This is a genomic window from Nonomuraea rhizosphaerae (assembly GCF_019396405.1).
Lineage (GTDB): Bacteria > Actinomycetota > Actinomycetes > Streptosporangiales > Streptosporangiaceae > Nonomuraea > Nonomuraea rhizosphaerae.
The window spans coordinates 1-26,792 of sequence record NZ_JAHKRL010000466.1 but is presented as its reverse complement, the minus strand read 5'-3'; the positions used below and the strand labels follow the sequence as shown (position 1 = coordinate 26,792).

General features: G+C 70.0%; 21 protein-coding genes. 15 read left to right on the top strand and 6 right to left on the bottom strand.

The genetic code is table 11. The features are described from left to right. Nucleotides 1-161: 161 nt before the first annotated feature. Nucleotides 162-2,135 (bottom strand): acetate--CoA ligase, encoded by a 1,974-nt coding sequence (acs, locus tag KME77_RS23905; protein WP_219471174.1) that lies wholly within the window; start codon nt 2,133-2,135, stop codon nt 162-164. Between the two features lie 204 nt (nt 2,136-2,339). Between acs and KME77_RS23900 the strand changes: the two genes are divergently transcribed. The 9 genes from KME77_RS23900 to KME77_RS23860 all read left to right on the top strand — a co-directional run bounded on the left by KME77_RS23900 (nt 2,340) and on the right by KME77_RS23860 (nt 13,398). Next, entirely contained in the window at nt 2,340-3,122 is a 783-nt protein-coding gene (locus KME77_RS23900) for a Fic family protein (protein ID WP_219471173.1), read from the top strand. 825 nt (nt 3,123-3,947) lie between these two features. Then, on the top strand, nt 3,948-4,988 hold the full coding sequence (gene ssd, locus KME77_RS23895; protein ID WP_219471172.1) for a septum site-determining protein Ssd: 1,041 nt from the start codon (nt 3,948-3,950) through the stop codon (nt 4,986-4,988). Then, a complete protein-coding gene (locus KME77_RS23890; RefSeq protein WP_219471171.1) occupies nt 4,985-6,145 on the top strand; it encodes a TadA family conjugal transfer-associated ATPase in 1,161 nt (386 codons plus the stop codon). Before ssd ends, KME77_RS23890 begins: the two co-directional genes overlap by 4 nt. A 293-nt stretch (nt 6,146-6,438) precedes the next feature. Beyond that, a complete protein-coding gene (locus KME77_RS23885; RefSeq protein ID WP_308250864.1) occupies nt 6,439-7,149 on the top strand; it encodes a type II secretion system F family protein in 711 nt (236 codons plus the stop codon). A gap of 136 nt (nt 7,150-7,285) precedes the next feature. Then, nucleotides 7,286-8,188 (top strand): type II secretion system F family protein, encoded by a 903-nt coding sequence (locus tag KME77_RS30400; protein WP_308250863.1) that lies wholly within the window; start codon nt 7,286-7,288, stop codon nt 8,186-8,188. A gap of 587 nt (nt 8,189-8,775) precedes the next feature. Beyond that, on the top strand, nt 8,776-8,913 hold the full coding sequence (locus KME77_RS30555; RefSeq protein WP_246610624.1) for a DUF4244 domain-containing protein: 138 nt from the start codon (nt 8,776-8,778) through the stop codon (nt 8,911-8,913). Then, nucleotides 8,910-9,290, top strand: coding sequence for a TadE family type IV pilus minor pilin (locus tag KME77_RS23870; protein ID WP_219471168.1), 381 nt, complete (start codon nt 8,910-8,912; stop codon nt 9,288-9,290). Before KME77_RS30555 ends, KME77_RS23870 begins: the two co-directional genes overlap by 4 nt. Nucleotides 9,291-9,652: 362 nt before the next feature. Beyond that, the gene (locus KME77_RS30020; protein ID WP_308250862.1) at nt 9,653-10,531 is read left to right on the top strand and encodes an Rv3654c family TadE-like protein; all 879 of its coding nucleotides are present in this window, start codon (nt 9,653-9,655) and stop codon (nt 10,529-10,531) included. Between the two features lie 440 nt (nt 10,532-10,971). Beyond that, nucleotides 10,972-13,398, top strand: a complete 2,427-nt coding sequence (locus KME77_RS23860; protein WP_219471166.1) for a hypothetical protein — start codon at nt 10,972-10,974, stop codon at nt 13,396-13,398. 500 nt (nt 13,399-13,898) lie between these two features. Here the strand turns inward: KME77_RS23860 and KME77_RS23855 are convergent, their stop codons facing one another. Further along, complete coding sequence (locus KME77_RS23855) at nt 13,899-16,574, bottom strand: DEAD/DEAH box helicase (RefSeq protein WP_504739339.1); 2,676 nt, start codon at nt 16,572-16,574, stop codon at nt 13,899-13,901. Between the two features lie 219 nt (nt 16,575-16,793). Between KME77_RS23855 and KME77_RS23850 the strand changes: the two genes are divergently transcribed. The 4 genes from KME77_RS23850 (at nt 16,794) to KME77_RS23835 (ending at nt 21,692) form a co-directional block, all read left to right on the top strand. Continuing rightward, on the top strand, nt 16,794-17,144 hold the full coding sequence (locus tag KME77_RS23850) for an STAS domain-containing protein (RefSeq protein ID WP_020542579.1): 351 nt from the start codon (nt 16,794-16,796) through the stop codon (nt 17,142-17,144). Between the two features lie 2 nt (nt 17,145-17,146). After that, the gene (locus KME77_RS23845) at nt 17,147-17,578 is read left to right on the top strand and encodes an ATP-binding protein (protein ID WP_219471164.1); all 432 of its coding nucleotides are present in this window, start codon (nt 17,147-17,149) and stop codon (nt 17,576-17,578) included. A 1,002-nt stretch (nt 17,579-18,580) separates the two neighbouring features. Continuing rightward, nucleotides 18,581-20,905 (top strand): sodium-translocating pyrophosphatase, encoded by a 2,325-nt coding sequence (locus KME77_RS23840; protein ID WP_372451216.1) that lies wholly within the window; start codon nt 18,581-18,583, stop codon nt 20,903-20,905. A gap of 292 nt (nt 20,906-21,197) precedes the next feature. Next, nucleotides 21,198-21,692 carry a SixA phosphatase family protein gene (locus tag KME77_RS23835; RefSeq protein WP_246610623.1) on the top strand — a complete coding sequence of 165 codons (495 nt, stop codon included), beginning with the start codon at nt 21,198-21,200 and terminating at the stop codon, nt 21,690-21,692. On the opposite strand, the gene serB is transcribed toward KME77_RS23835, so the two are convergent. The 3 genes from serB to KME77_RS23820 all read right to left on the bottom strand — a co-directional run bounded on the left by serB (nt 21,682) and on the right by KME77_RS23820 (nt 24,650). Beyond that, nucleotides 21,682-22,899, bottom strand: coding sequence for a phosphoserine phosphatase SerB (serB, locus tag KME77_RS23830; protein ID WP_219471162.1), 1,218 nt, complete (start codon nt 22,897-22,899; stop codon nt 21,682-21,684). The two genes, KME77_RS23835 and serB, sit on opposite strands and share 11 nt — an antisense overlap. Before the next feature lie 93 nt (nt 22,900-22,992). Continuing rightward, the gene (locus tag KME77_RS23825) at nt 22,993-23,997 is read right to left on the bottom strand and encodes an S-adenosylmethionine:tRNA ribosyltransferase-isomerase (protein ID WP_219471161.1); all 1,005 of its coding nucleotides are present in this window, start codon (nt 23,995-23,997) and stop codon (nt 22,993-22,995) included. Then, nucleotides 23,994-24,650, bottom strand: coding sequence for an SDR family NAD(P)-dependent oxidoreductase (locus KME77_RS23820; RefSeq protein ID WP_219471160.1), 657 nt, complete (start codon nt 24,648-24,650; stop codon nt 23,994-23,996). Before KME77_RS23820 ends, KME77_RS23825 begins: the two co-directional genes overlap by 4 nt. A gap of 106 nt (nt 24,651-24,756) precedes the next feature. Here KME77_RS23820 and KME77_RS23815 point away from each other — a divergent pair, with 106 nt between their 5' ends. Together KME77_RS23815 and KME77_RS23810 are read left to right on the top strand one after the other, a co-directional pair. Next, nucleotides 24,757-25,872, top strand: a complete 1,116-nt coding sequence (locus KME77_RS23815; RefSeq protein WP_219471159.1) for a GAF domain-containing sensor histidine kinase — start codon at nt 24,757-24,759, stop codon at nt 25,870-25,872. After that, entirely contained in the window at nt 25,869-26,498 is a 630-nt protein-coding gene (locus KME77_RS23810; RefSeq protein ID WP_308250860.1) for a response regulator, read from the top strand. The genes KME77_RS23815 and KME77_RS23810 overlap by 4 nt, the downstream gene beginning before the upstream one ends. Nucleotides 26,499-26,508: 10 nt before the next feature. Here the strand turns inward: KME77_RS23810 and KME77_RS23805 are convergent. Continuing rightward, nucleotides 26,509-26,792: Rv1486c family protein (locus tag KME77_RS23805; protein WP_504739338.1), on the bottom strand; the 284-nt coding region annotated here is incomplete at its 5' end.

Sequence of the window (26,792 nt, the reverse complement as noted above, 5' to 3'; positions counted from 1 at the left end):
AACTTCACTTCCCCAGAACTACCCGATCAGCAAGCCAAAAGCGTCATGCCACAGCTTTAGCCGATTCGACCCCGAAACCGCTGCTGGGAGGGCCTTCAGTCCCACGACCGCCGGGGGCCCTCAGGTGTGTCGCCGAGGGCCCCTCAGCCGCGTACGTCGGGTCAGTCCTCGCTCTTGGCGGACGGCAGCTTCTCCGAGATGAGATCCATCACAGTGCTGTCGGCCAGCGTCGTGACGTCACCCACGCTGCGGTTCTCGGCCACGTCGCGCAGCAGCCGGCGCATGATCTTGCCCGACCGGGTCTTCGGCAGCTCCGGCACCACCAGGATCTGCCGCGGCTTGGCGATCGGCCCGAGCGTCTTGGCCACGTGGTTGCGCAGGTCGGCGGCGATGTCGTCGCTCTCCTCCGCGGTGCCGCGCAGGATCACGAACGACACGATCGCCTGCCCCGTCACCGGGTCCGTGGCGCCCACGACGGCGGCCTCGGCCACCTTCGGGTGACTGACCAGCGCGCTCTCCACCTCGGTCGTGGAGATGTTGTGCCCGGAGATCAGCATGACGTCGTCCACGCGGCCGAGCAGCCACAGGTCGCCGTCCTCGTCCTTCTTGGCGCCGTCGCCGGGGAAGTACATCCCCTCGAACCTGCTCCAGTACGTGTCGATGTAGCGCTGGTCGTCGCCCCAGATCGTGCGCAGCATGGACGGCCACGGCTCGCGGATGACCAGGAAACCGCCGCCTCCGTTGGGCACGCTGTTGCCCTGGTCGTCGACCACGTCCGCGACGATGCCGGGCAGCGGGCGCATCGCGGCGCCCGGCTTGCCGCTGGTGACGCCCGGCAGCGGGCTGATCATGACGGCGCCCGTCTCGGTCTGCCACCAGGTGTCGACGACGGGGCAGCGGCTGCCGCCGATGTTCTCGCGGTACCAGACGTACGCCTCGGGGTTGATCGGCTCACCGACCGAGCCGATGACCCGCAGACTGGACATGTCGTACTTGGCGGGGATGTCGTCGCCCCACTTCATGAACGTCCGGATCGCCGTGGGCGCCGTGTACAGGAGCGTGACCTTGTACTTCTGCACGATCTCCCAGAACCGGCCGCGGTGCGGGGTGTCGGGGGTGCCCTCGTAGATGACGCTGGTGGCGCCGTTGGCGAGGGGGCCGTACACGATGTAGGAGTGCCCGGTCACCCAGCCGATGTCGGCGGTGCACCAGTAGATGTCCTTGTCCGGCTTGAGGTCGAACACCGCGTCGTGCGTCCACGCCGTCTGCGTCAGGTAGCCGCCGGTCGTGTGCAGGATGCCCTTGGGACGGCCGGTCGTGCCGCTGGTGTACAGGATGTACAGGGGGTCCTCGGCGTCGTGCGGCTCGGGCGTGTGCTGGTCGCTCTGGCGCTCGACCAGGTCGTGCCACCAGACGTCCTTGTCGGTCGCCGCCACGTTCTGGCCGGTACGGCGTACCACCAGCACGTGCTCGACCTGCGGGCACTGCGCGACGGCCTCGTCCACGGTCGGCTTGAGCGCCGACGGGTTGCCGCGGCGGTAACCGCCGTCGGCCGTGATGACCAGCTTGGCGTCGGCGTCGTCGATGCGGCTCTTCAGCGCGGTCGCCGAGAACCCGCCGAACACCACCGAGTGGATCGCCCCGATCCTGGCGCAGGCCAGCATCGCGATCGGCAGCTCGGGGATCATCGGCATGTAGACCGCGACCCGGTCGCCCTTGCGCACGCCCAGCTCCAGCAGGGCGTTGGCGGCCTTGCTGACCTCGCTCTTGAGGTCGTTGTAGGTGAGGACGCGGGTGTCGCCCTCGGGCTCGCCCTCCCAGTAGTACGCGACCTTGTCGCCGCGGCCCTCCTCGACGTGGCGGTCGACGCAGTTGTAGGCGACGTTCAGCTCACCGCCGATGAACCACTTGGCGAACGGCGCGTTCCACTCCAGCGTGGTCTCCCACCGCTTGGCCCAGGTCAGCCGGTCGGCGGCACCCTCCCAGAACGCCAGCCGGTCGGCCGCGGCCTGGGTGTAGGCGGCTTCGGTCACGTTCGCGGCCGCCGCCAGCTCGACCGGCGGTTCGAACCGGCGGTTCTCGTGCAGCAGGTTCGACAGCGCCTGGGGCTCGTTGCCAGGGGTTTCCGGGGCCACCTCGTGCTCCTTCTATGGCCAGTTCTGATAGGTCGTGTCCCACTCCACCAGGTCACAGGCTCCGCACACAAGAGGTCTAGACAGGTCTGTACTGGTTATCAGGGGGTCTTACAGCTTCCATTGAACTGTTGTCATCCTGGAATCCGGCCTATATGGAACGGGCCAATGAGATGCGTTATTGGGCCCCCGCTAGAGTTGAATGCCGTGAGTGATCCACTGGTCGTCATCGCGGCGTTGCCCGGCGTACCGGAGGCGGTGGACGAGGCCAGACAGGCGGTCGACAGGCTTTATCGGCACCGCGTCCTGCGCCGCGCCAGTCCGGCCGTCTCCGCCGAGTCGTCGCTGCGCGGCGCGCGGGCCTCGGCGGCCCTGGAGGGCTCGGACGTCGCCCTGGACGTCCTGCGTCAAGGGCAGGCCTCCGATCCCGTGGTGCAGGGGGCGTTGCGGGCCTCGGCCGCGCTCGGGGCGCTGGGGCCGGTGTGGCGCAAGACGCCTCGGCAGGCGCTGGCCCGGCTGCACACGCTGGCCGCCGTCGGGCTCGCCGACGAGTCCTCGCTCGGCCGTCCCCGTACGGACGGGTCCTTGTCCGGCGATTCCTCGTCGGGCGATTCCTCCACGGCGGCTGCGGACCTCGCCGCGCGCATGGACGGCCTCTTCGGCCTGCTCGGCTCCGGAACGAAGGCGCCCGCGATCGTCCTGGCCGCCGTCGTGCACGCCGAGCTCGCGGTGCTGCGCCCCTTCGGCACGGCGGACGGCGTCGTCGCGCGTGCCGCCGAGCGGCTCACGCTGGTCGAGTACGGGCTGGACCCGAAGTCCCTGGTGGCCGTCGAGCTGGGGCACCTCGAATCGCCGTACGCGGACGCCCTGGCGGCCTACCTGACGGGAACTCCGGAGGGGGTCGCGCAGTGGGTACGGCATTGTGCCGCGGCGGTAAGCCTGGGGGTACGCGAGGCGACCGCGATCTGCGAGGCCATGCAGAGGGGCTGAGAGAAAGGTCCTGACATAGCGGACGGCGTCTCAGTCATGAGACGCCGTCTGCCGGTGCGTCACACCGGGTTACCAAGCGTGCACCTCTATTCGTCGGAGCGGGTCAAGCCCGTCACGACGCGCCTCCCGCGGCTGGTCGCGCGTGGGTGCCTGGTTGACGCACCCGGACAAGTGGTCCGTGTCACCTTTGTACGACGGATCGGCCCTGATGGGAACCCCTGGAACCAAGACCTTTACGCGGAGGTGGATGTCGTGCGCGCTCACATTCGCGACCCGGGCGGTGTTGGATCGGTTATCAACCTGTGACGATCACGCAGTGTGATCGCGTTTATGTGATCGTTATCAGGGTGCGAAAAAACTTGGCGAAAATGCGAGATTGCTCCTCGACGAAACTCGAGTGGATCGGGCAGCATACGGTGGTATCGCCCGAAACTGGAGCGGCTGTGCACGGGTTTGGTAGGCAAGTCCCTTGCCAGGCCTCGGTCAAGTGATGAAAGCTTTCTTCTGAAACGGGACCGGCTCTACCCCCCCGGAGCCGGACCGATCAGGCGACCCCCGCTCTCCCCCCCGGCGGGGGTCGCCCCTTTTCTGGACGAGCGCTCGCTTGGTGCCGCCCGCGCCCTCGCTACTCCTTCAGCGGTCTCCCCCTCACAGCCCAGCCGCCTCTGTGTGGCTCATCCACAGCTCGGTCGCCTTCGTGTAGCTCATCCACAGGCTTGCCGCTTCTTACGGCGCCCATCCACAGAACTGGGTTCGGCGTCACGCGGCCCTCCCCTCCTCGACCACCCTGGGACCTCCCGACGCCCACCCAGCAGGGAGCCCAGCGTGCACCGCCCACTGGTCATCACCGAGGACCGCGACCTTCTGGACGACCTCGTCCGCATCGCCGCCGCGGCCGGCGCCCAACTCGACGTGGCGCACGCCCCCGCCCACGCCCGCCCGTTCTGGAACCTCGCACCCCTGGTGGTGATAGGCCCCGACCTCGCCGACGCGGTGGCCGCCACCGCACCCCCCGCCCGGGACGGCGTGCTCCTGATCACCCGCACCCCGGAAGACCCCGACACCTGGCGCCTGTGCGTCACCGTCGGCGCCCAGGCCGTCATCGACCTGCCCGAGGGCGAGCGCCGCCTGGTGGAGGAGTTCGCCGACGCGATGGAGCCCGATCCCCGCTCCGGCCAGGTCCTGTGCGTCATGGGCGGCAGAGGCGGCGCGGGCGCCAGCGTTCTCGCCGCCTGCCTGGCCCTGCGCGCCTCGGGCGACCGCCTCCGTACGCTCCTGGTCGACGCCGACCCCTTGGGCGGCGGCATAGACGCCCTCCTGGGCCAGGAGGAGTCGAACGGCGCCCGCTGGGCGGACCTGGTGGCCCGCGAGGGCAGAGTCGGCTCCACGGCCCTCCGCGAGGCCCTGCCCGCCTTCGGCGACCTGGCGGTCCTGTCCTTCCACAGGGGCGAGATCAATCCCATCCCCGCCCAGGCCATGCGCTCGGTCCTGGAAGCCGGCCGCCGTGGCTTCGACGTGGTGATCGTCGACCTTCCCCGCCACCTCGACCCGGCCGCCGTCGAGGCCCTGACCAGGGCGACCAGCACCCTGCTCGTCACCACGGCCGACGTACGAGGTGTGCTGGCCGCCGCCCAGGTCCTCACCGAGGCGGCCCGCCACACCGCCGACATCCGCACGATCATCCGTCCGGGCGTCCTGAACGACGAAGTGGTGGCGACCAGCCTCGGCATCCCCTCGGCAGGCCACCTCCCCGACCAACCCCGCCTCCCCGCCACCCTCAACCGCGGCGAGCTCCCCAACCTCGGCCCCCGCACCGTCCTGGGCGCCCTCTGCGCCTCCCTCCTGCGCGACCTCCTTCCGTCATGAACCCCGGCGTGTCCCCCGACCTCGTCGAAGCCGTCCGCGTACGCCTCGCCAGAACCGGCGTCGAGCCCACCGCCGCCCAGGTGGCCGTGGCCCTGAGAGCCGAGAAGGCCGTCTACGGCGACGCGGAGATCCTCGCCGTGGCGAGAGCCCTCTGCGCCGACCTCATAGGCGCGGGCCCCCTCGAACCCCTCCTGGCAACACCCGAGGTGACGGACGTCCTGGTCAACGGCCCCCGCGAGGTGTGGATGGACGACGGCCACGGCCTGCGCCGCACCTCCACCACTTTCACCGACGACGCCGCCGTACGCAGGCTGGCCCAACGCCTCGCCGCCGCGGCAGGCAGACGCCTGGACGACGCCTCCCCGTACGTGGACGCCCGGCTGGCCGGCGGCGTACGCCTCCACGCGGTGCTCCCGCCCATCGCCACGGGCGGCACCTGCGTGTCGCTCCGCCTCCCGCCCAGACGCACCTTCACCCTCCCCGACCTGGCGGCGGCAGGCACCATCACCCCCTCGGCCGTCCCCCTCCTGACCGCGATGGTGACCTCCAGGCTGGCCTTCCTCGTGACGGGCGGCACCGGCACCGGCAAGACCACCCTCCTGTCCGCCCTGCTCTCCCTGGCCGACCCCGGCGAACGCCTCCTCCTCGTCGAGGACTCAGCCGAACTCCGCCCCCTCCACCCCCACGTCGTACGCCTGGAGTCCCGCCCGCCCAACCTCGAAGGCGCGGGCGGCGTGGGCCTGCGAGACCTCGTACGCCAAGCCCTCCGCATGCGCCCCGACCGAGTCGTCGTCGGAGAGGTGCGAGGCGCCGAGGTCGTCGACCTGCTGGCCGCCCTGAACACCGGCCACGAAGGCGGCTGCGGCACCCTCCATGCCAACACCGCGGCCGACGTGCCACCCCGCCTGGAGGCACTGGGATGCGCGGCGGGCCTGAGCCGAGAAGCCGTCCACAGCCAGCTGGCCGCCGCCCTCGACGTGGTCATCCACCTCACCCGCACCCGCCCCGACGGCCGCCGGCGCGTTGCCGAGATCTGCCTCCTGGCCCGGAACGAAGCGGGCTTCGTCGAATCCGTCCCCGCCCTGACCTTCACCCCCCAAGGCCACCCGCAGGCCGGTCCCGGCTACGACGCCCTGACAGCCCGAACCTCCCGGTGACCACGACTCCCGCGCCTCGAACCGATCGTCACCCCACAGCCGACCACCGACCGCCAGCGCTCTGCAGCCTTCGCCTCATGCCGCACTCCCCGGCCGCCTGATCCACCAACTCGCCCGCTTGCGTCCCTATGCCCGCCCCCGACCCAGCACTTGGCCCCTAGCACTTGGCCTTCCGGAACGCGCCCCCCAAAAAAGCTTGGCCCCCGGCCACTCAGCTTCAGCTCCGCGCTCTAACGCCAATCCGCCCCATTCCCACCCCACAGCGCGACCGCCCCCGTAAGGACCACAATCACGTGATCACAGCCCTCCTCGCCGCCCTGTCCACGGCAGCCGCCATCTGGCTGTGGACATCCCCCAACCACGCCACAACCCGCCTCGCCCGCCTGACCGCCACCCACCAGCCCTTCCAGTGGCGATCCGCAAAACACCTGATCATCCGCCCCAGCCCCACCCGCCGAGCAGACGCCTGGCGCCGAGCGTCAATCGAACTCTGTCAAGCACTTTCAGCCGAGCTGACCGCAGGCCGTACCCCAGGCGAAGCCCTGACCAGAGCCGTCGCCGCAGTCGACTTCCCGGACCCGGAAGCCCTGCGCCCAGTGACGGCCGCCGCAAGAGACGGCGGCGACGTATCCACAGCCCTGTCATCAGCGGCCCCCGCTCAGGGCGGCGAGGGCCTACACCACCTGGCCGCCTGCTGGAACGTCAGCGTGACAGTAGGCGCCGGCCTGGCCCCCCTCGTGGATCGCGTCGCCAGCACACTGCGCACCGCCCAGACCCACCGCCAGGACGTCACCGCACAACTGGCCGGCCCCCGCACCACCGCCAGAATGCTCGCCGCACTCCCCGCCCTGGGCCTCCTCATGGGAAGCGCCCTGGGCATGCGCCCCCTCAGCTTCCTCTTCGGCAGCCTCCCCGGCTTCGCCTGCCTGACGGCCGGAATCGCCCTCGACGCCTGCGGCCTGTGGTGGACCCACCGAATGGCAACCCACGCAGAAAACGCCTGAGCACCCGCAGCCAACACCCACCGCCAGAAGTACCACCCACGCCCTCAACCTCAAGCGCTCACCCCATCCCCCGCCAAGGGGCGCTCACCGTACCTCCCCCAACAAGCTGGCCACCTCGACCGACGAACGGACCGCAATGCTCGTCCTTCTCTCCGCAATCTGCGCCTGCACCGCCACCTGGCTGTGGATCTCCCCCACAACCCCCTCCGAACGCCTGGCCCACCTCCTACCCCCACCACCAAAACGCCCGACGACCCCGCCCACAGAGCCGCAATCAGCACCCCACGCCCCACCCCACCAGAACGCCAACAACTCACCCCCCGGACCAGCCCCCACCCCAAGCTGGCTCGACAACCCCCCGACCTCAACCCGCGACCCCACCAGCAGCCGTTCCATCAACGATCATCCGACCAACAGTCGTCTCGCCAGCAGTCGCCCCATCAACCGCCGCACGATCATCGGAGCCGCCACCACAGCCCTGCTCACAGCCGCCCTCATCGGAGGCATGGCGGGCCCGGTAGCCGCCATCCCCATCGCTCTGATAGTCGGCACAGTCCTCCACCGACGCGAGGACCCAGCAGCCCGCCGAGCCAGCGCACAAATAGCCGCCGACCTGCCGTTCGCCGCTGACCTGATGGCAGCCTGCCTCCTCGCCGGACAACCAGTGAGCGCCGCCACGGAGATCGCCGCCAACGCGATCGCAGGCCCGCTGGGCGAACGTCTGTCCTGGGTGAGCCGTCAACTCCGCCTGGGCGCCGACCCCGAGCCCACGTGGGCCTTCCTGGCCCGCGACCCCGCCACCGGCCAACTGTCACGAGCGATGAGCAGAGCGGCCCAAACAGGAGCCCCTGTGGCGGACGTACTGACCCGCCTGGCCGACGACGCCCGCGAAACCACCCGCGCCGCATCGGTAGCGGCTGCCAGGAGCGTCGGCGTGAAGGCAGTAGCACCCCTCGGCCTGTGCTTCCTTCCCGCCTTCGTCCTGCTCGGCATCATCCCAATAGTCGCGGGCCTGGCCGCCACGATCACCATCCCGTAACCCCACAGCCCACCGAACGGCGGCATCCCGACCACCAGAGACGCCCCATCCGCACCCAGGCCGCACACCTGTCCATCCCCGCACCCAACGAGCCACAGTCCCCGCCTGAGAGCCTCAACGCTCCCCGCTCCTCAATCCCCGCACGGAGCCTCAACGCCTTTCCTCCTCCCAGCCCCATCCCGCCCAAGAGACCGCGCCGACCACTCCTGACGACCACTCACCCCGATCTCAACGCACAGCCCACCCAATCTCAAAGTCCCAACGCACAGCCTCAGCTCCTCCCCAGCGCTTATCCACAGAACTCCGTTCGGGGCAACGGCCGCACCCCACCCTCAGTCACCCTTGGACCACGCCGGACGAACCCCGGCCCAACAGCCCAACCATCTGGAGGCACCATGCAAGCCCCGGCAACCAGCCCACCCCCCACCGCACCCCCCGCCCAAGACCACCAAGTACCCCCTCAAGGCCAACCGGAGCACCGACACAAGTCCCACCCGACCACCAACCCGCCCAGCCCAACCCCTCACCCCCACAACTGGCTCATCGACAGATGGACCCGCTGCACGGGCCAGGATCGCGACCGAGGCATGTCCACCGCCGAATACGCAGTGGGCACGATCGCCGCCTGTGCCTTCGCGGCGCTCCTGTTCAAGGTGGTCAGCAGTCCAGAGGTGCAGGAGATGCTCTCCAGCCTCATCGACAAGGCACTCAAAACCGCCGGATGACCCACCCATCGCCGACGACCTCCAAGCGCGCGAAGCCGCTGGCATCACGAGGCTCGGTAACCGCCGAGACCGCCATGGTCCTACCGGCCTTCATGGTCGTCCTCGCCGCCGCACTGTGGGCAATCCAAGCGGTCGGCGTTCAACTGGAATGCGTAGACGCGGCCCGCGCCGCAGCAAGAGCCGCCGCGAGAGGCGAGCCATTGGACGAAGTACGCCAACTAGCCCGCTCAGCCACAACCCCCACCGCGCAAGTGGACGTCACGCGCACCTCAGCGACCACCAACGTAAAGATCTCAGTGGCAGTGCGCCCACCCTGGGGCGCGTCCCTCCCTCCCGTACAAGTCGCAGCCTCCGCCACCGCCGACACCGAATCCTGAACCACCACCACGCAGCCTCGAACTCCACCTGAGGCGAGCCCCCACATCACCGCGCACGATCCGCCGCCCTACGCATCGACGTGTATGCGCGAAGACACCGGCACGCGCGAGCAAACGCCTCAACCCCGCAGACAAGCGACCTCGGCCCCACGGCAATGAGCCAACAACTCACTCACATTGCTGAGACCCCATCACGCCCAAATAGACGCACCAACACGCGAGGGGCTGTCAGCCAAGCGCTGAAAGCGCCGTCAGGGGAGACGGCAAAAGGCCACCCACCTGCAGGGACAGCCCCTCCATCACGCTCACTGCCCACTTCTCCCTGAGAGCTGCAATAACCCCGTCCGAAGGAGGTCCAGAGCATGAGGCGGCTGAGCGCGTCGAACACCCGAAGTTTCCTCAGCACACAGAGCACAGCACCCAAGGAGACCGTCGGGCTCAAGTCGGGCATGGAGACCACGCGGAGCATCGGGCCCACGCCGGGCATGGAGACCACGCGGAGCATCGGGCCCAGGCCGGGCACAGGGCTCATGCCAAGCACGACGCCTACCTCAAGCGCGATGCCCACGCCGAGCACGGAAGGTGCGCAGAGGAGGCCGAGCACCGCACGTGAGCCGAGTACCGCACGTGAGCCGAGTACCGCAGGTGAGGCGAGCACAGCGCGCACGCCAAGCGGACTCCGTGAGCCAAGCGGACTCCATGAGTCAAGCGGATTCGGTGAACTAAGCGGACTCGGTAAGCCGAGCAGACTCCTTGGGGCGAGCGAGCCGCTTAAGCCAAGCGAACTGGCGCTATCCTCGCCGACTCCTAGCCGCCACTCAGACCGAGGCTCCGCGACGCTATGGGGTGTTGCCTTCATGGGCCTGCTCATGGCGATCACCACGATCCTCACCACCGTGGGCTCCGTACGCGTCGCCCGCCACCGCGTGCATGACGCCGCCGACCTGAGCGCCTTGGCCGCGGCGCGGCTGGCCATAGTCGACCCGGAAGCTGCCTGCGCCAGGGCGACAGCGGTGGCCGAGAAGAACAACGTCCACCTCCTCCGATGCACGATCACCGGCGAGATCGCAGACGTCTGGACCTCCCTCACCATCACCCTCCCCGGCGCAGGCCCACGAACCCTGACCGGCAGAGCACGAGCAGGCCCAGGCACAAACGAGAACCAGGCAGATCAGGTGAGCCAGGAAGATCAGGCAAGCCAGACGGATCAGGCAGGCCGGGCAGGCCAGGCGGACGAGTAGGCCAAGCCGATGAGTGAATCAAGCGGTTCGGGCGGTTCAGACAGCCCAGACACACCAACCATGTCCTTAACCGCCGGTCAGGTGCATAAATCGACGCTTCAGCAACGGCTGTTCATTAGACGCGGCAATGATGAAAATGCGGCGAATTTTCGCGCTCAAGAACAATGGTGCTTCTGGGGCTGGCGGGGCTATGTCGCAATCGAATCACGACTTCTTAGACGCAGTGTCCAAGAGTTGGATATCTCACGTAAGGTTCCGCTTACCCTGCGTTCATGCCATCTGTGACCGAAGTCTGGGAGAGGCCGGACCGCAGTCGCTAGGGTGCGGATTCAGGGGCGGCCGGTGATCTGTATCGGCCGAGCGGAACTGCACTTCCGGTCGTCGCGTGTGCCGCCCCAGGGTGGTCAGGCGGCGCGAGGCTCTCTATGGAGGGAAGCGTCGTGACGGTGGTTGGCAGAGCGATGATCGTGACGGTGGTCATGGCGGGGTCCATCGTGCTCGGTGGCTCCGCTCAGGCCGCCGTGGAGGCGCGGCAGGCCGCGGACTCCGGGGAGATCACCTCGCCTTCTGACGGCCAGGTGGTCACGAGCGGCTCGGTGTCGATCTCGGCGCATACCGGTGTGATGCAGCTCAGCATGGGCGTGTACGTAGAGGGGCCGTCAACCAGCAGGCAGAAGGTGGCCAGCGGCGGCGCGAACCAGACGATCTCCGGCACGTTCAACCCGGGAGACGCCCCCAACGGCACCTTCAACGTGATCCTCAAGGGAGAGATCACCAACTCCACCTATGCGACGAGTACGTTCAAGTTGCGACGGCCGGCCGCGACGCCGAGTGGGGTCTCCGCCGCTTTGCAGGGCAGCGGCAAGAACGAGAAAATCGTGGTGACCTGGAGCAAGGGCTCGGAGCCTGACCTCCAGTCGTACGAGGTCGCCACGACACTGTCGGGCATCGTGGGCAGACTGCCCGCCGACAGCGCCTGCTCCGGGTCGTCGTGCAAGGCGACGCTCGCGGTGCCGTCGAAGGCGGCAGGGCAGCGGGTGGGGTTCACCGTGAAGGCGTTCCGGGGCGACGGCGACGGAGGGTCGATCGGGTCGGGCAACTCCGGCGCCACGTACGTGAACATCCCCGCACCGCCAACGGCCAAGCCGAAGAAGACCGCCACGAAGCAGAGGGACCCGAAGGCGGGCACCAGAAAGGGCGTCGAGACCCTGCCGACGCTGTCGAACAGGCAGACCCAGCCCACGGCCGCTCCCACTCGCAAGGCCAAGAGCACGAACAACCTCCCGGCCATGCCCGACACCGACCCCAAGGGCAACCTGCCCATCCCGACCGCCTCGACCGGCGACACGGGTAGGACGGACGGCCTGACCCCGGACGGGACCAATGGCGACGCGTCCACGGGGGTAGACACCGCGGTGAAGGCCCAGTCGTCGGAGTCCTCGTTCGGGACCATCGGACAGTACGGCCTGTACGTCGCCGGTGGCCTGCTCCTGCTGCTCCTGGCCGCACATGCAGGGGCATGGGCTCGCCGCCGCTCCCTCGCCGCCGCGTCAGCGACGGAGAGCCCGGCCGCGAGGGCGACGCCCGTCGTGAGCGTCGCCTCGCCCAGCACGGGAGGCACGAGCCCGCAGAGCACGAGCAGCTCGGCGGGCACCACCTCACCGCGCCGGCGCCCCGCTGTGGTCCTGGCCGTCACCAAGGTTCGACCTCCTGACGAAACTCGCCGCACGGGCACAGGCACAGGCACAGGCGCAGGGACGGGCACGGGTACGGGGACGGGCACAGGTGCGGGGACAGACGCTGCGGCTCAGTTCCGCATGTCCGATCGCTCTGGTACGGCCGATGAGTCCCGTACGCCGAAGAGTCCGTCCGATACGCCGGAGGGGCGATCGCGGACACCGGAAAGATCGTCGCGGGCGCCGTATGGACGGTCGCAAGGCCAGGACGACCGATCGCGGCCACCGTATGGACCAGCGCAGGGGCAGGATGACCGATCGCGGTCCCAGGACGATCGATCGCAGCCCCAGGGCGAGCGGCCACGAGCGCAGGACGAACGCCTGCGGGCACAGGCCCAGCGCATGCCGATGCCGGAACTGCCTCCCGCGTCGTCAGAGCGTACTGATGGGTCCAGGCCGATGCCCGAGTTGGCCCGCGCCTCCGACGGGTCATCCGACGAAGGGACGTCGGTACGTGGCGACGTACGAACGCCTGAACAAGGTCGTCAACGGACCCGGATGGAGCCGATCTCCGACCGACCTGATTCGACAACAGCCAGCGGCCCGACAGCGGCCAACGGCTCGACGACAGTCAGCGGTCCAATGGCGGCCAGCGGCTCGACGGCGGCCATCGGTCGAGCGGGGGCTGACGGTCGGGCGGGTGAGACTGACCGGGTTGGCCAGAACGGTCGTAATGGACGGTTGGCGTCCGAGTCGTCCGAGCCGAACAAGCCCGATCGCGCCAAGGCGACGGCGGCCGAGCGGCCGCGCGCCGCTCTCCCGCTCCACCTGAGCGATGCCGACCTGCGCTTTGACCCGGACGAATGGATGGCCATCGACCAGCGCGAGTCGGCGTCCGCCGATGCCGTCGAGCGAGAGCGTCCTGATCAGGATGACCCGGAAGGCAGGGAGCCCATGTGGATCTCTCTGCCCAGCTCGGCTGTCACCGAGGTGCCCGAGTCGGCTGCGACCGTCGTACCGCCTGCCGTGCGCATCGAGGACCGGTGGGACGACTACTTGCCGCCGTCGCCCCGATCCATGGAGGACAGTGGCTTCTGGGAGCGTCCGCAGCCGGGAGCTGTGGACTTCTGGGCGGCTGACGAGGACGAGAACGCCTTAGCCGGTCACCGCCACCGCGGGGGCGACAGCTGAATGCCGGAGGCAGACAGCTGAACGGCTGCGTTGGGTGCGTCGGCTGCGTTTCTGGTCGTCTTGCGTGTGGTGGGTATTGCTCGCGTGGTCGTTCGTGATGTCAGGATCGCTGTCGGGGCTCTTTGCGGGAGTATGTGCTGTTCGTTGCGGTTGCGGGCTCGGGCAGAGTAGCGGCCGGACAATGAACCGAGCATGCCTGGCTCTGTGCTCATCAACGCCGTTCGGCGGGGGCTGCACCGTTCGGCGGTGTCCACGATGTTCGACGGTGCGAGCAGCGGCCAGTGGCGCCGGCAGCGGCCGGTGGCGCCGGCAATGCCCAGGGGTGTGCACTTGTCAGCGATGGCTGCCGGGAGCGTCGGCTCTGTTGATGACACTGCATCTGGTAGCGCCGGCAGTCGCAGGGGCGTCAACGTCCCCGGTTCTGTCGACTGTGTTCATCAGGCCGGCAGTTTCCTGCTGCCGGGCCGCACTTCACTGGTGGGGCTTGCCTTGTTTGTCGTTCAGGGGCGTAGCAGGGTGTCCAGGAGGCGGATGGCGCCGCGCTTGTCCAGGGGGTCGTTGCCGTTGCCGCACTTGGGGGACTGGATGCAGGACGGGCAGCCGCGTTCGCACTCGCAGGAGGCGATGGCTTCGCGGGTGGCCGTGAGCCATTCGGTCGCGCGGGCGTGGCCGCGTTCGGCGAAACCGGCCCCGCCCTCGTGGCCGTCGTACACGAACACCGTCAGCAGGCCCGTGTCCGCGTGGAGTTCGGTGGAGACGCCGCCGATGTCCCAGCGGTCGCAGGTGGCGAACAGGGGGAGGAGGCCGATGGAGGCGTGCTCGGCGGCATGGGCGGCGCCGCCCAGGTCGAAGCCCTCCTCCGCCAGAGCGGCCACTTCGGAGGCGGGGAGTGTCCACCAGACGGCCCGGGTGCGCAGGGTGCGCGGGGGGAGGTCGAGGGGCTCGTCGCCGAGGTTCTCGCCGGAGAGGCGGCGCTTGAGGTACGAGACCACCTGCCTGGTCACCTCGACCTCGCCGAAGTGGAGGCTGCCGGGGCCGAAGTCGCGCGAACGCAGGGAGGCGAGCACCGAGATCTCCGTCACGTCACGCGCGAACGTCGTGTAGTCGGGCTCCGCGCCGCTCACCAGGGCGACCCCGGCTTCCAGGTCGAGGAGCTCCACCAGGTACGTGTCGCCCTGGTGCAGGTACACGGCGCCGGTGTGGACGGTGGTGTGGGCGGACGGCTCGTCCACGCTGCCGAGCAGGCGGCCGGTGGAGGACTCCACGACCTGGATGGGGGAGCCTCCGCCGCCTCGGATATCGGCCAGGTCAGTGGCGCGTTCGCGTCGGGTCCAGAACCAGCCAGCGGGACGCTTTCTGAGCAGGCCCTGGGTGACGAGGTCGTCCAGGACGTTCGGGGTGGTGGGGCCGAAGACGGGCAGATCGGCGTCTGTCAGCGGGATCTCGGCGGCGGCCGCGCAGAGGTGGGGGCCGAGGACGTACGGGTTGTCGGGGTCGAGCACGATCGCCTCGACGGGCTGGCCGAAAAGGGCCTGCGGGTGGTGGACGAGGTACGTGTCGAGGGGGTCGTCCCTGGCGATGAGGACGGCGAGCGCGTCCTGGCCGTCGCGTCCGGCTCGGCCTGCCTGCTGCCAGAGGGAGGCGCGGGTGCCGGGCCAGCCGGCGATCAGGACGGCGTCGAGGCCGGAGACGTCCACGCCCAGTTCGAGGGCGTTCGTGGTGGCCAGGCCCATGATGGAGCCCGAGCGGAGGGCCTTTTCGAGGAGTCGGCGGTCCTCGGCGAGGTAACCGGCCCGGTACGCGGCGATGCGGTCGGGGAGATCGGCCCAGTCGGACCGGTCGGACCGGTCGAGGCCGCCGGACCCGCTTGGCCCACCGGGCCCGCCGGTGGTCTTGGGCAAGCGAGGGGAGCCGAGGGGATTGGGGGAGCCAGGCGTGCTGGGGCCGGTTGAGAGGGTTTGCGGCAGAGGAGGGTGGGAGGCGTCGGGGGCGGGGCTCGGTGAGGGAGCGGGCGCCTCGGTCGGCTGAGCGGATGGGGGCGCAGACGCTCCGGGCGTCTGGGCAGGTGAGGAGGTGAGTGTCTCGGTCGGGTGAGAGGGCGGGATCTGGTCGTAGGCCGCTCGATCGTGAGCGACCTGGCCGCCGACCGCCGCGTGGTCTTGAGTGGTCTGGTCGTGACGGGCTTGGTCGTGAGTGCTCTGGTTGTAGGTGGCTTGGGCGATGGCTGCGCCGATGCGTTCGCCTTCCAGCGAGAACGCCACGTCCGCCAGTTTCGCGCGGGCCGACAGGGCGACCGTTTCCGCGCCGCGCCGGGAGCGGACGAAGGCGAGGGTGCGGATGTCGGCGAGAACGAGGTCGGCCAGCAGGTCAGCCGCCTCCGCCGTGGCCGTGCGGCGTACCGGTGCCCCCCGCTCGCCCCGCAGGTCCGTCAGGGGCGGCTCCCACAGCGCGACCGTGGTCGCACCCTTCGGCGACGCATCTGACGTCACCTCGGCCATCTCAAGCCCCGTCAGCCGCATGGCGAACGCGCCGGGCTCGCTGGCGGTGGCGGAGGCCAGCATGAAGACGGGCTGGGAGCCGTAACGGGCGCAGACGCGGCGCAGGCGGCGCAGGATCTGGGCCACGTGCGAGCCGAAGACGCCGCGGTAGCCGTGGCACTCGTCCACGACGACCAGGCGCAGCCGGCGGAAGAACGAGGACCACTGGGCGTGCCGGGGCAGGATGCTGCGATGCAGCATGTCGGGGTTCGTCAGGACGTAGTTGGCGTGCTGGCGGACCCACGTACGCTCCTCGAAGGGTGTGTCGCCGTCGAAGCAGGCCGCGCGGAGCTGGGTGATGCGCAGCTCGCGGAGGCTGCGGAGCTGGTCGGCGGCCAGGGCCTTGGTGGGTGTGAGGTACAGCACGGTGCCGCCGTCGAGGCAGGTGGCGACGGCCGGAGTGAGGTACGCGAGCGACTTCCCGGACGCCGTACCAGTGGAGATGATCACGTTTCGGCCACGATGGGCCAAGTCGGCGGCTTCGTACTGGTGGGACCACAATCCCTGGATGCCGCGGTTCGCCAAGCGCGTAACCAGGAGTTCCGGAGTCCATTTGGGCCATCCCACTTGACCCGCCTGACGTGCTGGAACATGCTCCACATGAGTGACGCGCTCATGACGTGCGGGTACGCCGAGCAGGTGGTGAAGGAGTGGACCTGGCCGGTGTGGGGAGGAAGCGGAGGAAGTCACTGTTTCCAGTCTGCATCCGTGGGCAAAGTCGCCGGGAATCGTGATTTCGTATAGACACAAGCAAGACGCATGGTTGAATGCCGCGCGTCGGGGTCAGATGGTCTGGGGCACTGTTCCAGACTGCCAGGCCCGCAAGGGTACTTTCGCAGGCGAGGCGCTGGAGGATCTGTGGATCTGAAGTTGGATCACCACAACGAGGACCGACTCACCATCGTCGAGGTCGAGGGTGAGATCGATGTCTACACGGCGCCGAGATTGCGTGAGCTCCTCATCGACCTGGTGAACAAGGGCAACTTCCACCTTCTCGTCAACATGGAGAAGGTCGACTTCCTCGACTCGACGGGCCTCGGGGTCCTGGTCGGGGGGCTCAAGCGGGTTCGTGCGCACGACGGCTCCCTGGAGCTGGTGTGCACGCAGGAGCGCATTCTCAAGATCTTCCGGATCACCGGTCTCACGAAGGTCTTCGGGATCTACGCTTCGGTCGACGAGGCCAAGGAAGCTCACGGCAAAGACAAGTAGTCATGGCTACCGTCGAGCTGACATTCAGCGCTCTTCCCGCCCATGTGCGGACCGCCAGGCTGGTCGCGACGGCCATCGCCCGGCGTACCGGCGTGGAGGAATCGCTGCTGGACGAGGTGAGGCTCGCCGTCGGTGAGGCCTGTTCCCGGGCGGTGGAGGCGCATCGCGCCCACTGCCCGGGCGAGCCGATCCGCATCGAGCTGAAGGACGATTCCGGACGGTTCGAGGTCACGGTGAGCGACCAGGCTCCCAGTGACGAGATCAAGCAGGAGCAGCCCCTTGACCTGGGGATGCTCTCCGACTCGTTCATGTCGGGGTTCGGCATCGCGGTGATCGCGGGGCTGGCCGACGACGTGGAGGTGTTCCCCAGCCCCAAGGGGATGCGCATCCGGATGAGCTGGCCGGCCGCGACCAACGGCCATCCCCCGATCTGACCGCTGTGCGGGTTCTGGTCTGATCGTTCACGCTCCAGGCTGCTTTGATAGTGACCGGTGGTGCGAGGAACCGCCGTGTCACGGCCGGTGTGCTGCTGTGTTGTTGTGCCGCGCTGGGTGAGGGCCCTCTGGGTTACGACGGTCGTTCGGTGGACGACGGTTGTTCGCGAGAGGGCCGCTCCAGGCCTCCAGGCGATCCAGCATTTCTGCCGGAGGACGGTCAGCGATCCTGGTGGCGTTCGGCAGTCCGGTGGGGTGGGCGTCGTGCTGCGTGTGACGCGTTGGCCTGCGGATGTGCGGCGCTCCGACGTGTGTGCGCTGCTGTGGATCCGCAGGCGCGCGAGTGTGTGGCGATTGGCGGGTGCGCGAGCGTACAGCGCAAAAGTGCGCGCCTCAGCCCAACAGCGCTTCGGCCCCAACAGTGCTTCGGTCTGCTGGCGCCGGTCTGCTGGCGCCGGTTCGTCGGCGTGCGGCCCCCTGCGGCGCCTCCCCTGCGCACCAAAAGCAGTTTTTTGTACGGCAGGCCGCCCAACCCCCACCCCCCGACCAGGGCCGGCGTCTGTCCAGGGGCACGCTCCTCCGGTGATGCGGGGCCGGGCGCCGTGACGTGCGCACGAAACCCATGGCTTCCCTGAGCCGACACCCCCAGCCTCCCCGAGCCGCCCGCCCGCACCTGCCCCGATGTCCGTGGGACCGATCCAAAGCGGGTTTCGGTCATGCTCTATCGGCGACACGTCATGACCGTAAGTCGGAGGAAATAAAGGCTGTCGGATCGCAAACCAGCCCGCTGGCAGGGGATTACTGGACGCGTGGCCAAATAGCGACCGTCAGAGCCTTCATATCCGCGCATGTGCTGCGTAGACTCCCGGGACCGGCCAAGGTGATCCGGCGAAACTGCGGACTCAACTGGAAGCGGCACCCACAACCCGGATGGTGCCGCACCAGTCCGCCGATCTATGCAGCACCGCCCGGGCAGGACGACCGGTCTTGCCGAGGAGAACGATGTTTAGGCACATGCTGGCTGCTGAGCCAGCGTCCAATCTTGCCTTGAACGGCAACAATCTCACCATCGTGATCGTGGTCGCCGCGGTCGCACTGATCGCCCTAGCCGTCGCCGGCGGCCTGGTGCGCGAGGTGCTGGCAGCCGACCAGGGCACGGAGCGCATGCAGAACATCGCCCGTGCCGTACAAGAGGGGGCCGCCGCCTATCTGACGCGGCAGTTCCGCACGCTGGCGATCTTCGTCGTCGTGATCCCTTTCCTTCTGCTCCTGCTACCGGGCGAGACCGACGTACGGGTCGGCCGCTCGATCTTTTTCGTGGTCGGCGCGGTGTTCTCCGCTCTGACCGGCTTCATGGGCATGTGGCTGGCCGTGCGCGGGAACGTCCGCGTCGCCGCCGCTGCGCGTGAAGCGGGCGAGAAGCGCGCGATGCGCATCGCCTTCCGTACAGGCGGCGTGGCCGGCATGTTCACCGTGGGCCTCGGCCTGCTCGGGGCCGCGGTCGTCGTCTTCATCTACCAGGGCAACGCGCCCGGTGTGCTCGAAGGGTTCGGCTTCGGCGCGGCTCTGCTGGCGATGTTCATGCGAGTCGGCGGCGGCATCTTCACCAAGGCCGCCGACGTGGGCGCCGACCTGGTCGGCAAGGTCGAGCAGGGCATCCCGGAGGACGACCCGCGTAACGCGGCGACCATCGCCGACAACGTGGGCGACAACGTCGGTGACTGCGCGGGCATGGCCGCCGACCTGTTCGAGTCGTACGCCGTCATGCTGGTCGCCAGCCTCATCCTGGGCAAGGTGGCCTTCGGCGAGCAGGGGCTGATCTTCCCGCTGATCGTCCCGATGATCGGCGTGCTGACGGCGATCGTCGGCATCTTCGTCACCAGGCTGCGCGACAGCGACCGTAACGGCATGGCCGCCATCAACCGCAGCTTCTTCATCTCGGCCGGGATCTCCGCGGTCCTGGTCGCGGCGGCGGCGTACTGGTACCTGCCCGACACCTTCGGCGAGCTGACCGGTTCGGGCGTCGAGTCCACCGCGAACCCGCGGCTCATCGCCATCGGCGCGGTGCTCATCGGCCTGGTCCTGGCCAGCGCCATCCAGCTGCTGACCGGCTACTTCACCGAGACGAACCGGCGTCCCGTGCGCGAGATCGGCGAGAGCTCGGCGACCGGCCCGGCGACCGTCATCCTGGCCGGCATCAGCGTCGGCCTGGAGTCGGCCGTCTACTCGGCGCTGATCATCGCGGGCGCGGTCTACGGCGCGTTCCTGCTGGGCTTCGGCAACGTGACGATCGCGCTGTTCGCGGTGGCGCTGGCCGGCACTGGCCTGCTGACCACGGTCGGCGTCATCGTCTCGATGGACACCTTCGGCCCGGTCTCCGACAACGCGCAGGGTATCGCCGAGATGTCCGGTGACGTGGAGGGCGAGGGCGCGCGCGTCCTGACCAGCCTCGACGCCGTCGGCAACACCACCAAGGCCATCACCAAGGGCATCGCGATCGCCACGGCCGTGCTGGCGGCGACCGCGCTGTTCGGGGCGTTCCGCACCGCTGTGGAGACGCAGCTCACGGCGGCCAGCGACTCCGTCAAGAGCGCGCTGGGCGCCTTCCGGACGTTCAGCCTGGGCATCGACCAGCCGAACGTGCTGGTCGGCCTGGTGATCGGCGCGGCGGTGGTGTTCCTGTTCTCCGGCCTGGCGATCATGGCCGTCGGACGCGCCGCGATGCGGGTGGTGTTCGAGGTGCGCGACCAGTTCCGTACCAAGCCGGGCATCATGGACGGCACCGAGCTGCCCGAGTACGGCCGCGTCGTCGACATCTGCACCCGTGACTCGCTGCGCGAGCTGGCCACGCCCGGCCTGCTGGCGGTCATGACGCCGATCGCCGTCGGCTTCGCCTTCGGGTACGCGCCTCTGGGGGCGTTCCTGGCCGGCGCGATCGCCTGTGGCACGCTGATGGCCGTCTTCCTGTCGAACTCGGGCGGCGCCTGGGACAACGCCAAGAAGCTGGTCGAGGACGGTCACCACGGCGGCAAGGGCTCCGAGGCCCACGCGGCCACGGTCATCGGCGACACCGTCGGCGACCCGTTCAAGGACACGGCCGGCCCGGCCATCAACCCGCTGATCAAGGTGATGAACCTGGTCGCCCTGCTGGTTGCGCCCGCCGTGGTGATGTACGCGGACAACGCGCCGCTGCGGATCGGCGTCACCGTGGTCGCGGTGGGCGTCGTGGTGGGGGCCATCCTGGTCTCCAAGCGGCGCTCCGCGACGAGCGAGCCCGCCAAGAACGACAACGACAACGACAGGAAGCACGAGCCGGTCGCCTCGTGACCGGACGCCATACGGAACATCGTGTGACCTGACACCTGACGAGCGCCCGCTCTCCCAGCACGTCGTGGGGGAGCGGGCGTTCGCATGCGAGCCCTCTGACACGCCCCCTGACACGCCCCCTGACATGGCCCTCCGATGCGTCACCCTCACCCCCTGGTGGGAAACTGGGCGGATGGAAGACAACCGGTCCAGCGGCGGCAAGGCGCTGGCCTACATCCTGCTGGCGATGCTGGCGATCATCGCCGTGATCGTCGCGCTGGGCGTCTGGGCGACGAGAGGATGAGCGACAGGGATGAGCGACAAGGATGAGCACGTGCGTACGTTGATCCTGCTGCGCCACGCCAAGGCCGCGCAGGTCCCGGGCCTGGACGACCGGGAGCGCCCCCTGACCGACAGGGGCGAGCGCGATGCCCAGCGGGCCGGCGACGAGTTGAGGGCCCTCGGCGTGGAGCCCGACCTGATCCTCTGCTCCCCGTCCGAGCGCACCCGCCGCACCGTGGAGCTGGCCTTCCCGGGCGTGGCGGTCAGTTACGAGCGGGACGTGTACCTGGCCTACCCGGAGGAGCTGCTGGCGCTGCTCAAGCTGACCGATCCGGAGCTGGGCACGGTGGTGCTGTGCGGGCACAATCCGGGCGTGCACGAGCTGGCGCTGGGGCTGGCCGGGGGCGACTACGGGTTCCGGCCGGGGGCGTTCGCGGTGTTCCGTACGCGCTCCGGCTGGGTGGACCTCTGGCCGGGCGAGGCCGAGCTGGTCACCCACTGGGACCCCAAGGACGCTACCGCGTGAGCGCGGTGTCCTCGGCGTCCGCCGCCTCCACCTCGTCCCTGGAGATCCCGAGCAGGTAGAGGATCGAGTCGAGGTAGGGCGTGTTGACCGTCGTGTCGGCGGCCTCGCGGAGGACCGGCTTGGCGTTGAAGGCGATGCCCAGCCCGGCGGCGGCGAGCATGTCGAGGTCGTTGGCGCCGTCGCCGATGGCGACCGTCTGGCTGATCGGCAGGCGCGCCTCGCGGGCGAAGCGTTCCAACGCGCGGGCCTTGCCGGGCCGGTCCACGATCTCGCCGGTCACGCGGCCGGTGAGGCGGCCGTCGACGACCTCCAGGACGTTCGCGGCGGAGTAGTCGATGCCGAGGTCCTCGACCAGGGCGTCGGTGATCTGGGTGAAGCCGCCGCTGACGATGGCGAAGCGGTAGTCGAGGCGCTTGAGGGTGCGTACGAGCGTCCGGGCCCCCGGTGTGAGCACGACCTGCTGACGCACCTGCTCGAACACCTCGGCGGGCAGCCCTTCGAGCAGCGCCACGCGGCGGCGCAGCGACTCGGCGAAGTCCAGTTCGCCGCGCATGGCCTCCTCGGTGACCCGGGCGACCTCCTCCAGGCAGCCGGCGTGCTCGGCCAGCAGCTCGATGACCTCCCCCTGGATGAGGGTGGAGTCGACGTCCATGACGACCAGCCGCTTGGCCCGCCGCGACAGGCCGGTGCGCTGGACCGCCACGTCCACGTGCAGCGCCGCGGCCTCGGCGGCCAGCTCGACGCGCAGCGCGCTCGGGTCGGCGCCGGAGACCGACAGCTCGATGCAGGTGACGGGCCACTGGGCGAGGCGTTCGATGCGGTCGATGTTGGCCCCGGCGGCGGCGATGCGCCCGGCGATGCCGGCGATGGCGGCGGGCTCCAGCGTCGCGCCCAGCACGCTGACCGACAGGCGGCCGCGCCTGCGCTGCTCCTTGGTCTGCGAGCCGGTGGACAGCTCGACCTCAAGGCCGAGGTCCTCCGCGACCCGCTCGACGGCGGTCCACATGGCGCCGAGCGTGGTGCCCGTGCCGGTGGAGGGGCCACCCGCGTACGCGACGAGCACGCCGAGGGTGAGTCTGCCGCGGATGACGACCTGCTCGATGTCGGCCACGGTCACCGGGAACCCGGACAGGACGGAGAAGAGCCGCGACGTGACGCCGGGCCGGTCCGGGCCGGTCAGAGTGATCAGGAGGGTGCGCTGGTCCACATTGAGCCAGGCTACTGGGCACGCTCCATTGATCGCACACGAGGGTCACCCCACCGGCAGAGCAAGGGGCACCCCACTGATCACGTACGAGGATCACCGCAGCAGCAGATGCGCGTCGCCGAACTCGTGCCACAGATACCCCTCACGCAGCGCCTCCTCGTAGGCCCGCGCCAGCGGCTCGCGCGTGGCGATGGCCGTGAGCATCATCAGGTGGCTGGAGCGCGGCTCGTGCAGACCGGTGATCAGCCCGTCCACCACCTTGACCCCCCGTTCGGGCGTCACGACGTGAGTGGTCCACCCCGAGGACGGCCTGACCAGGGAGCCCCGCGCCGCCGTCTCCAGGGCGCGCACCACGGTCGTTCCCGCCGCGACCACCCGCCCGCCGCTGGCCCGCGTCAGGTTGACCAGCCGCGCCGTGGCCGCCGGGACGTCGTACCGCTCGGCGTACGGGGGCTCGTCCTTCTCGGGCGAGGCGACGCCGGTGTGCAGGGTGATCGGCGCGACGCCGATGCCGCGCGAGACCAGGGCCGTCACCAGCTCGGCGGTGAACGGCCGGCCCGCGCTCGGCATCTCGGCGCTGCCCGGCACGGTGGCGAAGACGGTCTGGTAGGCGTCGATCGGCCAGTCGACCGGCACGTACGAGTAGCGGATCGGCCGGCCGTGCTCGCGCAGGTACGCCTCGACGTCGCGGTCCAGGCGGGCCCGCCACAGGCGCGGCGTCTCGCGTTCGATGAGCCGCAGCGTGGCCCCGCCGGGCAGCGGCAGCCACTCGCCCGCCTCGCCCCCGCCGTACGGCTCGGACGCCTTGGAGGTGCGGCGGCGCAGCTCGATCAGCCAGGTGCCGTCGTCGCGAGCGGTGGAGAAGTGCACGGCCAGCCGGTCGAGCCGGACCGCGGCGGGCAGCGTCGCCGAGTTGTTGACCACGATCAGGTCGCCCGGGTCGAGCAGCGAGGGCAGGTCGGTGAAGCGGTGGTGGGACGGCGCCGCGGCGCCGCGCGAGAGCAGCAGGCGCACCGCGTCGCGGGTCAGCCCTCTGGCCTCGGGCGGTTCGTGCGCCGAGAGCGTGTCCGGCAGCGAGAAGTCCAAGGTGGCGGTCATTGCAGGCTCACCCTGCCGCTGGCCGGACGGGCCCTGACCAGGTCGTAGAGCGCGGCGGCCACCTTGGCGGGGTCCGTCGCGGCCGACGCCTCCTCCGCGCCGACCGCGTCGGCCAGCATGCGGGTGTTCATCTCGCCGGGATCGGCCCACCAGACGGCGAGGTCGGGCTCCTCGGCGGCCAGCACGTTCGAGAGCTGCTCCAGCGCGGCCTTGGTGGCGCCGTAGCCGCCCCAGCCCTCGTACGCGCCGGTGGCGGCGTCGGAGGTGATGTTCACGACGGCTCCGCGGCCGGCCCGCAGCGCGGGCAGGGTGGCCTGCACCAGCGCGAGCGGAGCCGTCACGTTGGCCTCCAGCAGGTCCCTGAACACCTCCAGCGGGTAGATCGCCAGCGGCGGCAGCGGCGTCGCGCCCAGCCCGCTCGCGTTGTTGACCAGCAGGTCCAGCTCGGGCACGGCCTTCGCGAGCCGGGCGACGTGCGCCGGGTCGGTCACGTCGCCGGGGATCAGGGTGGCGCCGAGCCCGCCCGCGGCCTGTTCGAGGTCGGCCGCGCCACGGGCGGTGAGCACGAGGTCCCATCCGGCGGAGGCGAGCGTCGTCGCCAGGGCCAGGCCGAGGCCGCGGGAGGCGCCGGTGATGAGTGCGGTGTTCGTCATGTCTTCGACGGTAGGAACGGCGCGGCGGCCGTACATCGGGCTGAAGCCCCGCCCCGGCCTGGGCACTTGGACCTAGCACCTGGACCTAGGACCTTAGAGTGGTCCCGTGGCCTCGGACAGGGACGAGATCTTGCAGGCGGTCAGCTCCGCGGTGCTCGCCGTCACCCGCCACCTGTCGGTGCGCGAGGTGCTGCAGGTCATCGTACGGTCGGCGCAGCGTCTGCTGGACGCCCGCTACGCCGCGCTCGGCGTGCCGGACGAGGACGGCTCGTTCGCGGAGTTCGTCGCCGAGGGCATCACCGACAAGCAGTGGGACGCGATCGGCCCGCTGCCCCGCCAGCACGGCATGCTCGGCGCGATGCTCCGCGAGGGCGCCCCGGTGCGGCTGCCGGACCTGCGTGAGGACGACCGGTTCGAGTGGTGGCCGAAGGCGCACCCGGTGATGAAGGACTTCCTCGGCGTCCCGATCCGCGACGGCGAGCAGGTGCTGGGCATCATCTTCCTGGCGAACAAGCGCACGTCCGACGGCTTCACCGAGGCCGACCAGGACCTGCTGACGCTGTTCGCCGCGCACGCCGCCATCGCGCTGACCAACGCCCGCCTGTACGAGCGGCGCCGCGAGCTGGCCATGCTGGAGGAGCGCAACCGCATGGCCCGCGAGCTGCACGACGCCGTCACCCAGAAGCTGTTCTCGCTGCGGCTGTCCGCACAGGCCGCCGGGGTGATGCTGCCCAACGCCCCCGACAAGGCCGCCGCCGAGCTCGAACGCGTGCAGCGCCTCGCCGGTGAGGCCCTGGCCGAGCTGCGCGCGGTGATCGTCGAGCTGCGCCCGGCCGAGCTGGACCGGCACGGGCTGGCCGAGACGCTGCGCAAGCACGTGCGCATGCTCGACCGGCTGCATCCCTCGCGGGTCACGTTCGAGGGCGAGGAGCTGCCGCCGCTGGAGGCGGCGGTCGAGGTGGCCCTGCTGCGCGTGGCCCAGGAGGCGCTGCACAACGCGCTCAGGCACTCCGGCGCCGGAAATGTCGTGGTACGACTGGCGGACGAATCAGGCAAACTCGTGCTGACCGTGAGCGATGACGGCAGCGGCTTCGAGCAGGCCGAGTCGCGTGGCCTGGGCCTGGTGTCGATGAAGGACAGGGCGGAGTCGGTCGGCGGCGCCATGACCGTCGTCTCGGCCCGCGACAAGGGGACAACCGTCCGCGTGGAGGTGGGTGTGTGATCCGGGTGCTGATCGCCGACGATCACCCAGTGGTGCGGCAGGGCCTGCGGACCTTCCTCGACCTGCAGGAGGACATCACGGTCGTCGGCGAGGCCGCCGACGGCGCGCAGGCCGTCGAGCTGGCCGGTGAGCTGGCTCCCGACGTGCTGCTGCTGGACCTGAAGATGCCGGTGCTCGACGGGCTGGGCGCGCTGGAGCGGCTCACCTGCACCACCACCAAGGTCGTCGTGCTGACCTCGGTGTCCGACAGGTCCGACGTGGGCCCGGCGATGCGGGCGGGCGCCTCCGGGTTCCTCTACAAGGACGTCGACCCGAACGCGCTGGTCCAGGCGGTCAGGGCCGTGCACGGGGGGCAGGTGCTGCTGGCGCCGGAGGCGGCGGAGGCGATGCTCAACGGCGCGCACGAGCCCGCCGCCGCCCAGCCGCCCGGCCCCGCGCCGCTCACCGACCGCGAGCGCGAGGTGCTGGCGCTGATCGCGGCCGGCCGGTCGAACAGGGAGATCGCCAGGAGCCTGTCCGTGGCGGAGAAGACGGTCAAGACCCACGTGTCGAACGTGCTGATGAAGCTGGGGGTGCAGGACCGCACCCAGGCGGCCCTGTACGCCGTGCGCCACGGCCTGGCGTAGCACCCGTGGGTCACGGCCTGGACGGCTCGAAGATGGCGTGGTGGGCGGCGACGACGGCGCGGCGGACGGCGCGGTCGAGCTCGCGCAGCGCCTCGCCCCTGGCCGCGATCTGGCCGGAGGTGAGCCCTCTGTCGTCGGCCATCCGCAGCACCGCGGCCAGCCGGGTGGCCAGGACGCAGACCCGGTGGGCGCGGCCGGGGTAGCCGGGCGCCAGCTCGCCGCCGAGCCGGTCGAGCCGCTCCAGGCGGTCCGGCCGCTCCTGGGCGGGGCCCTCGACCGAGGCCAGGGCCTCCG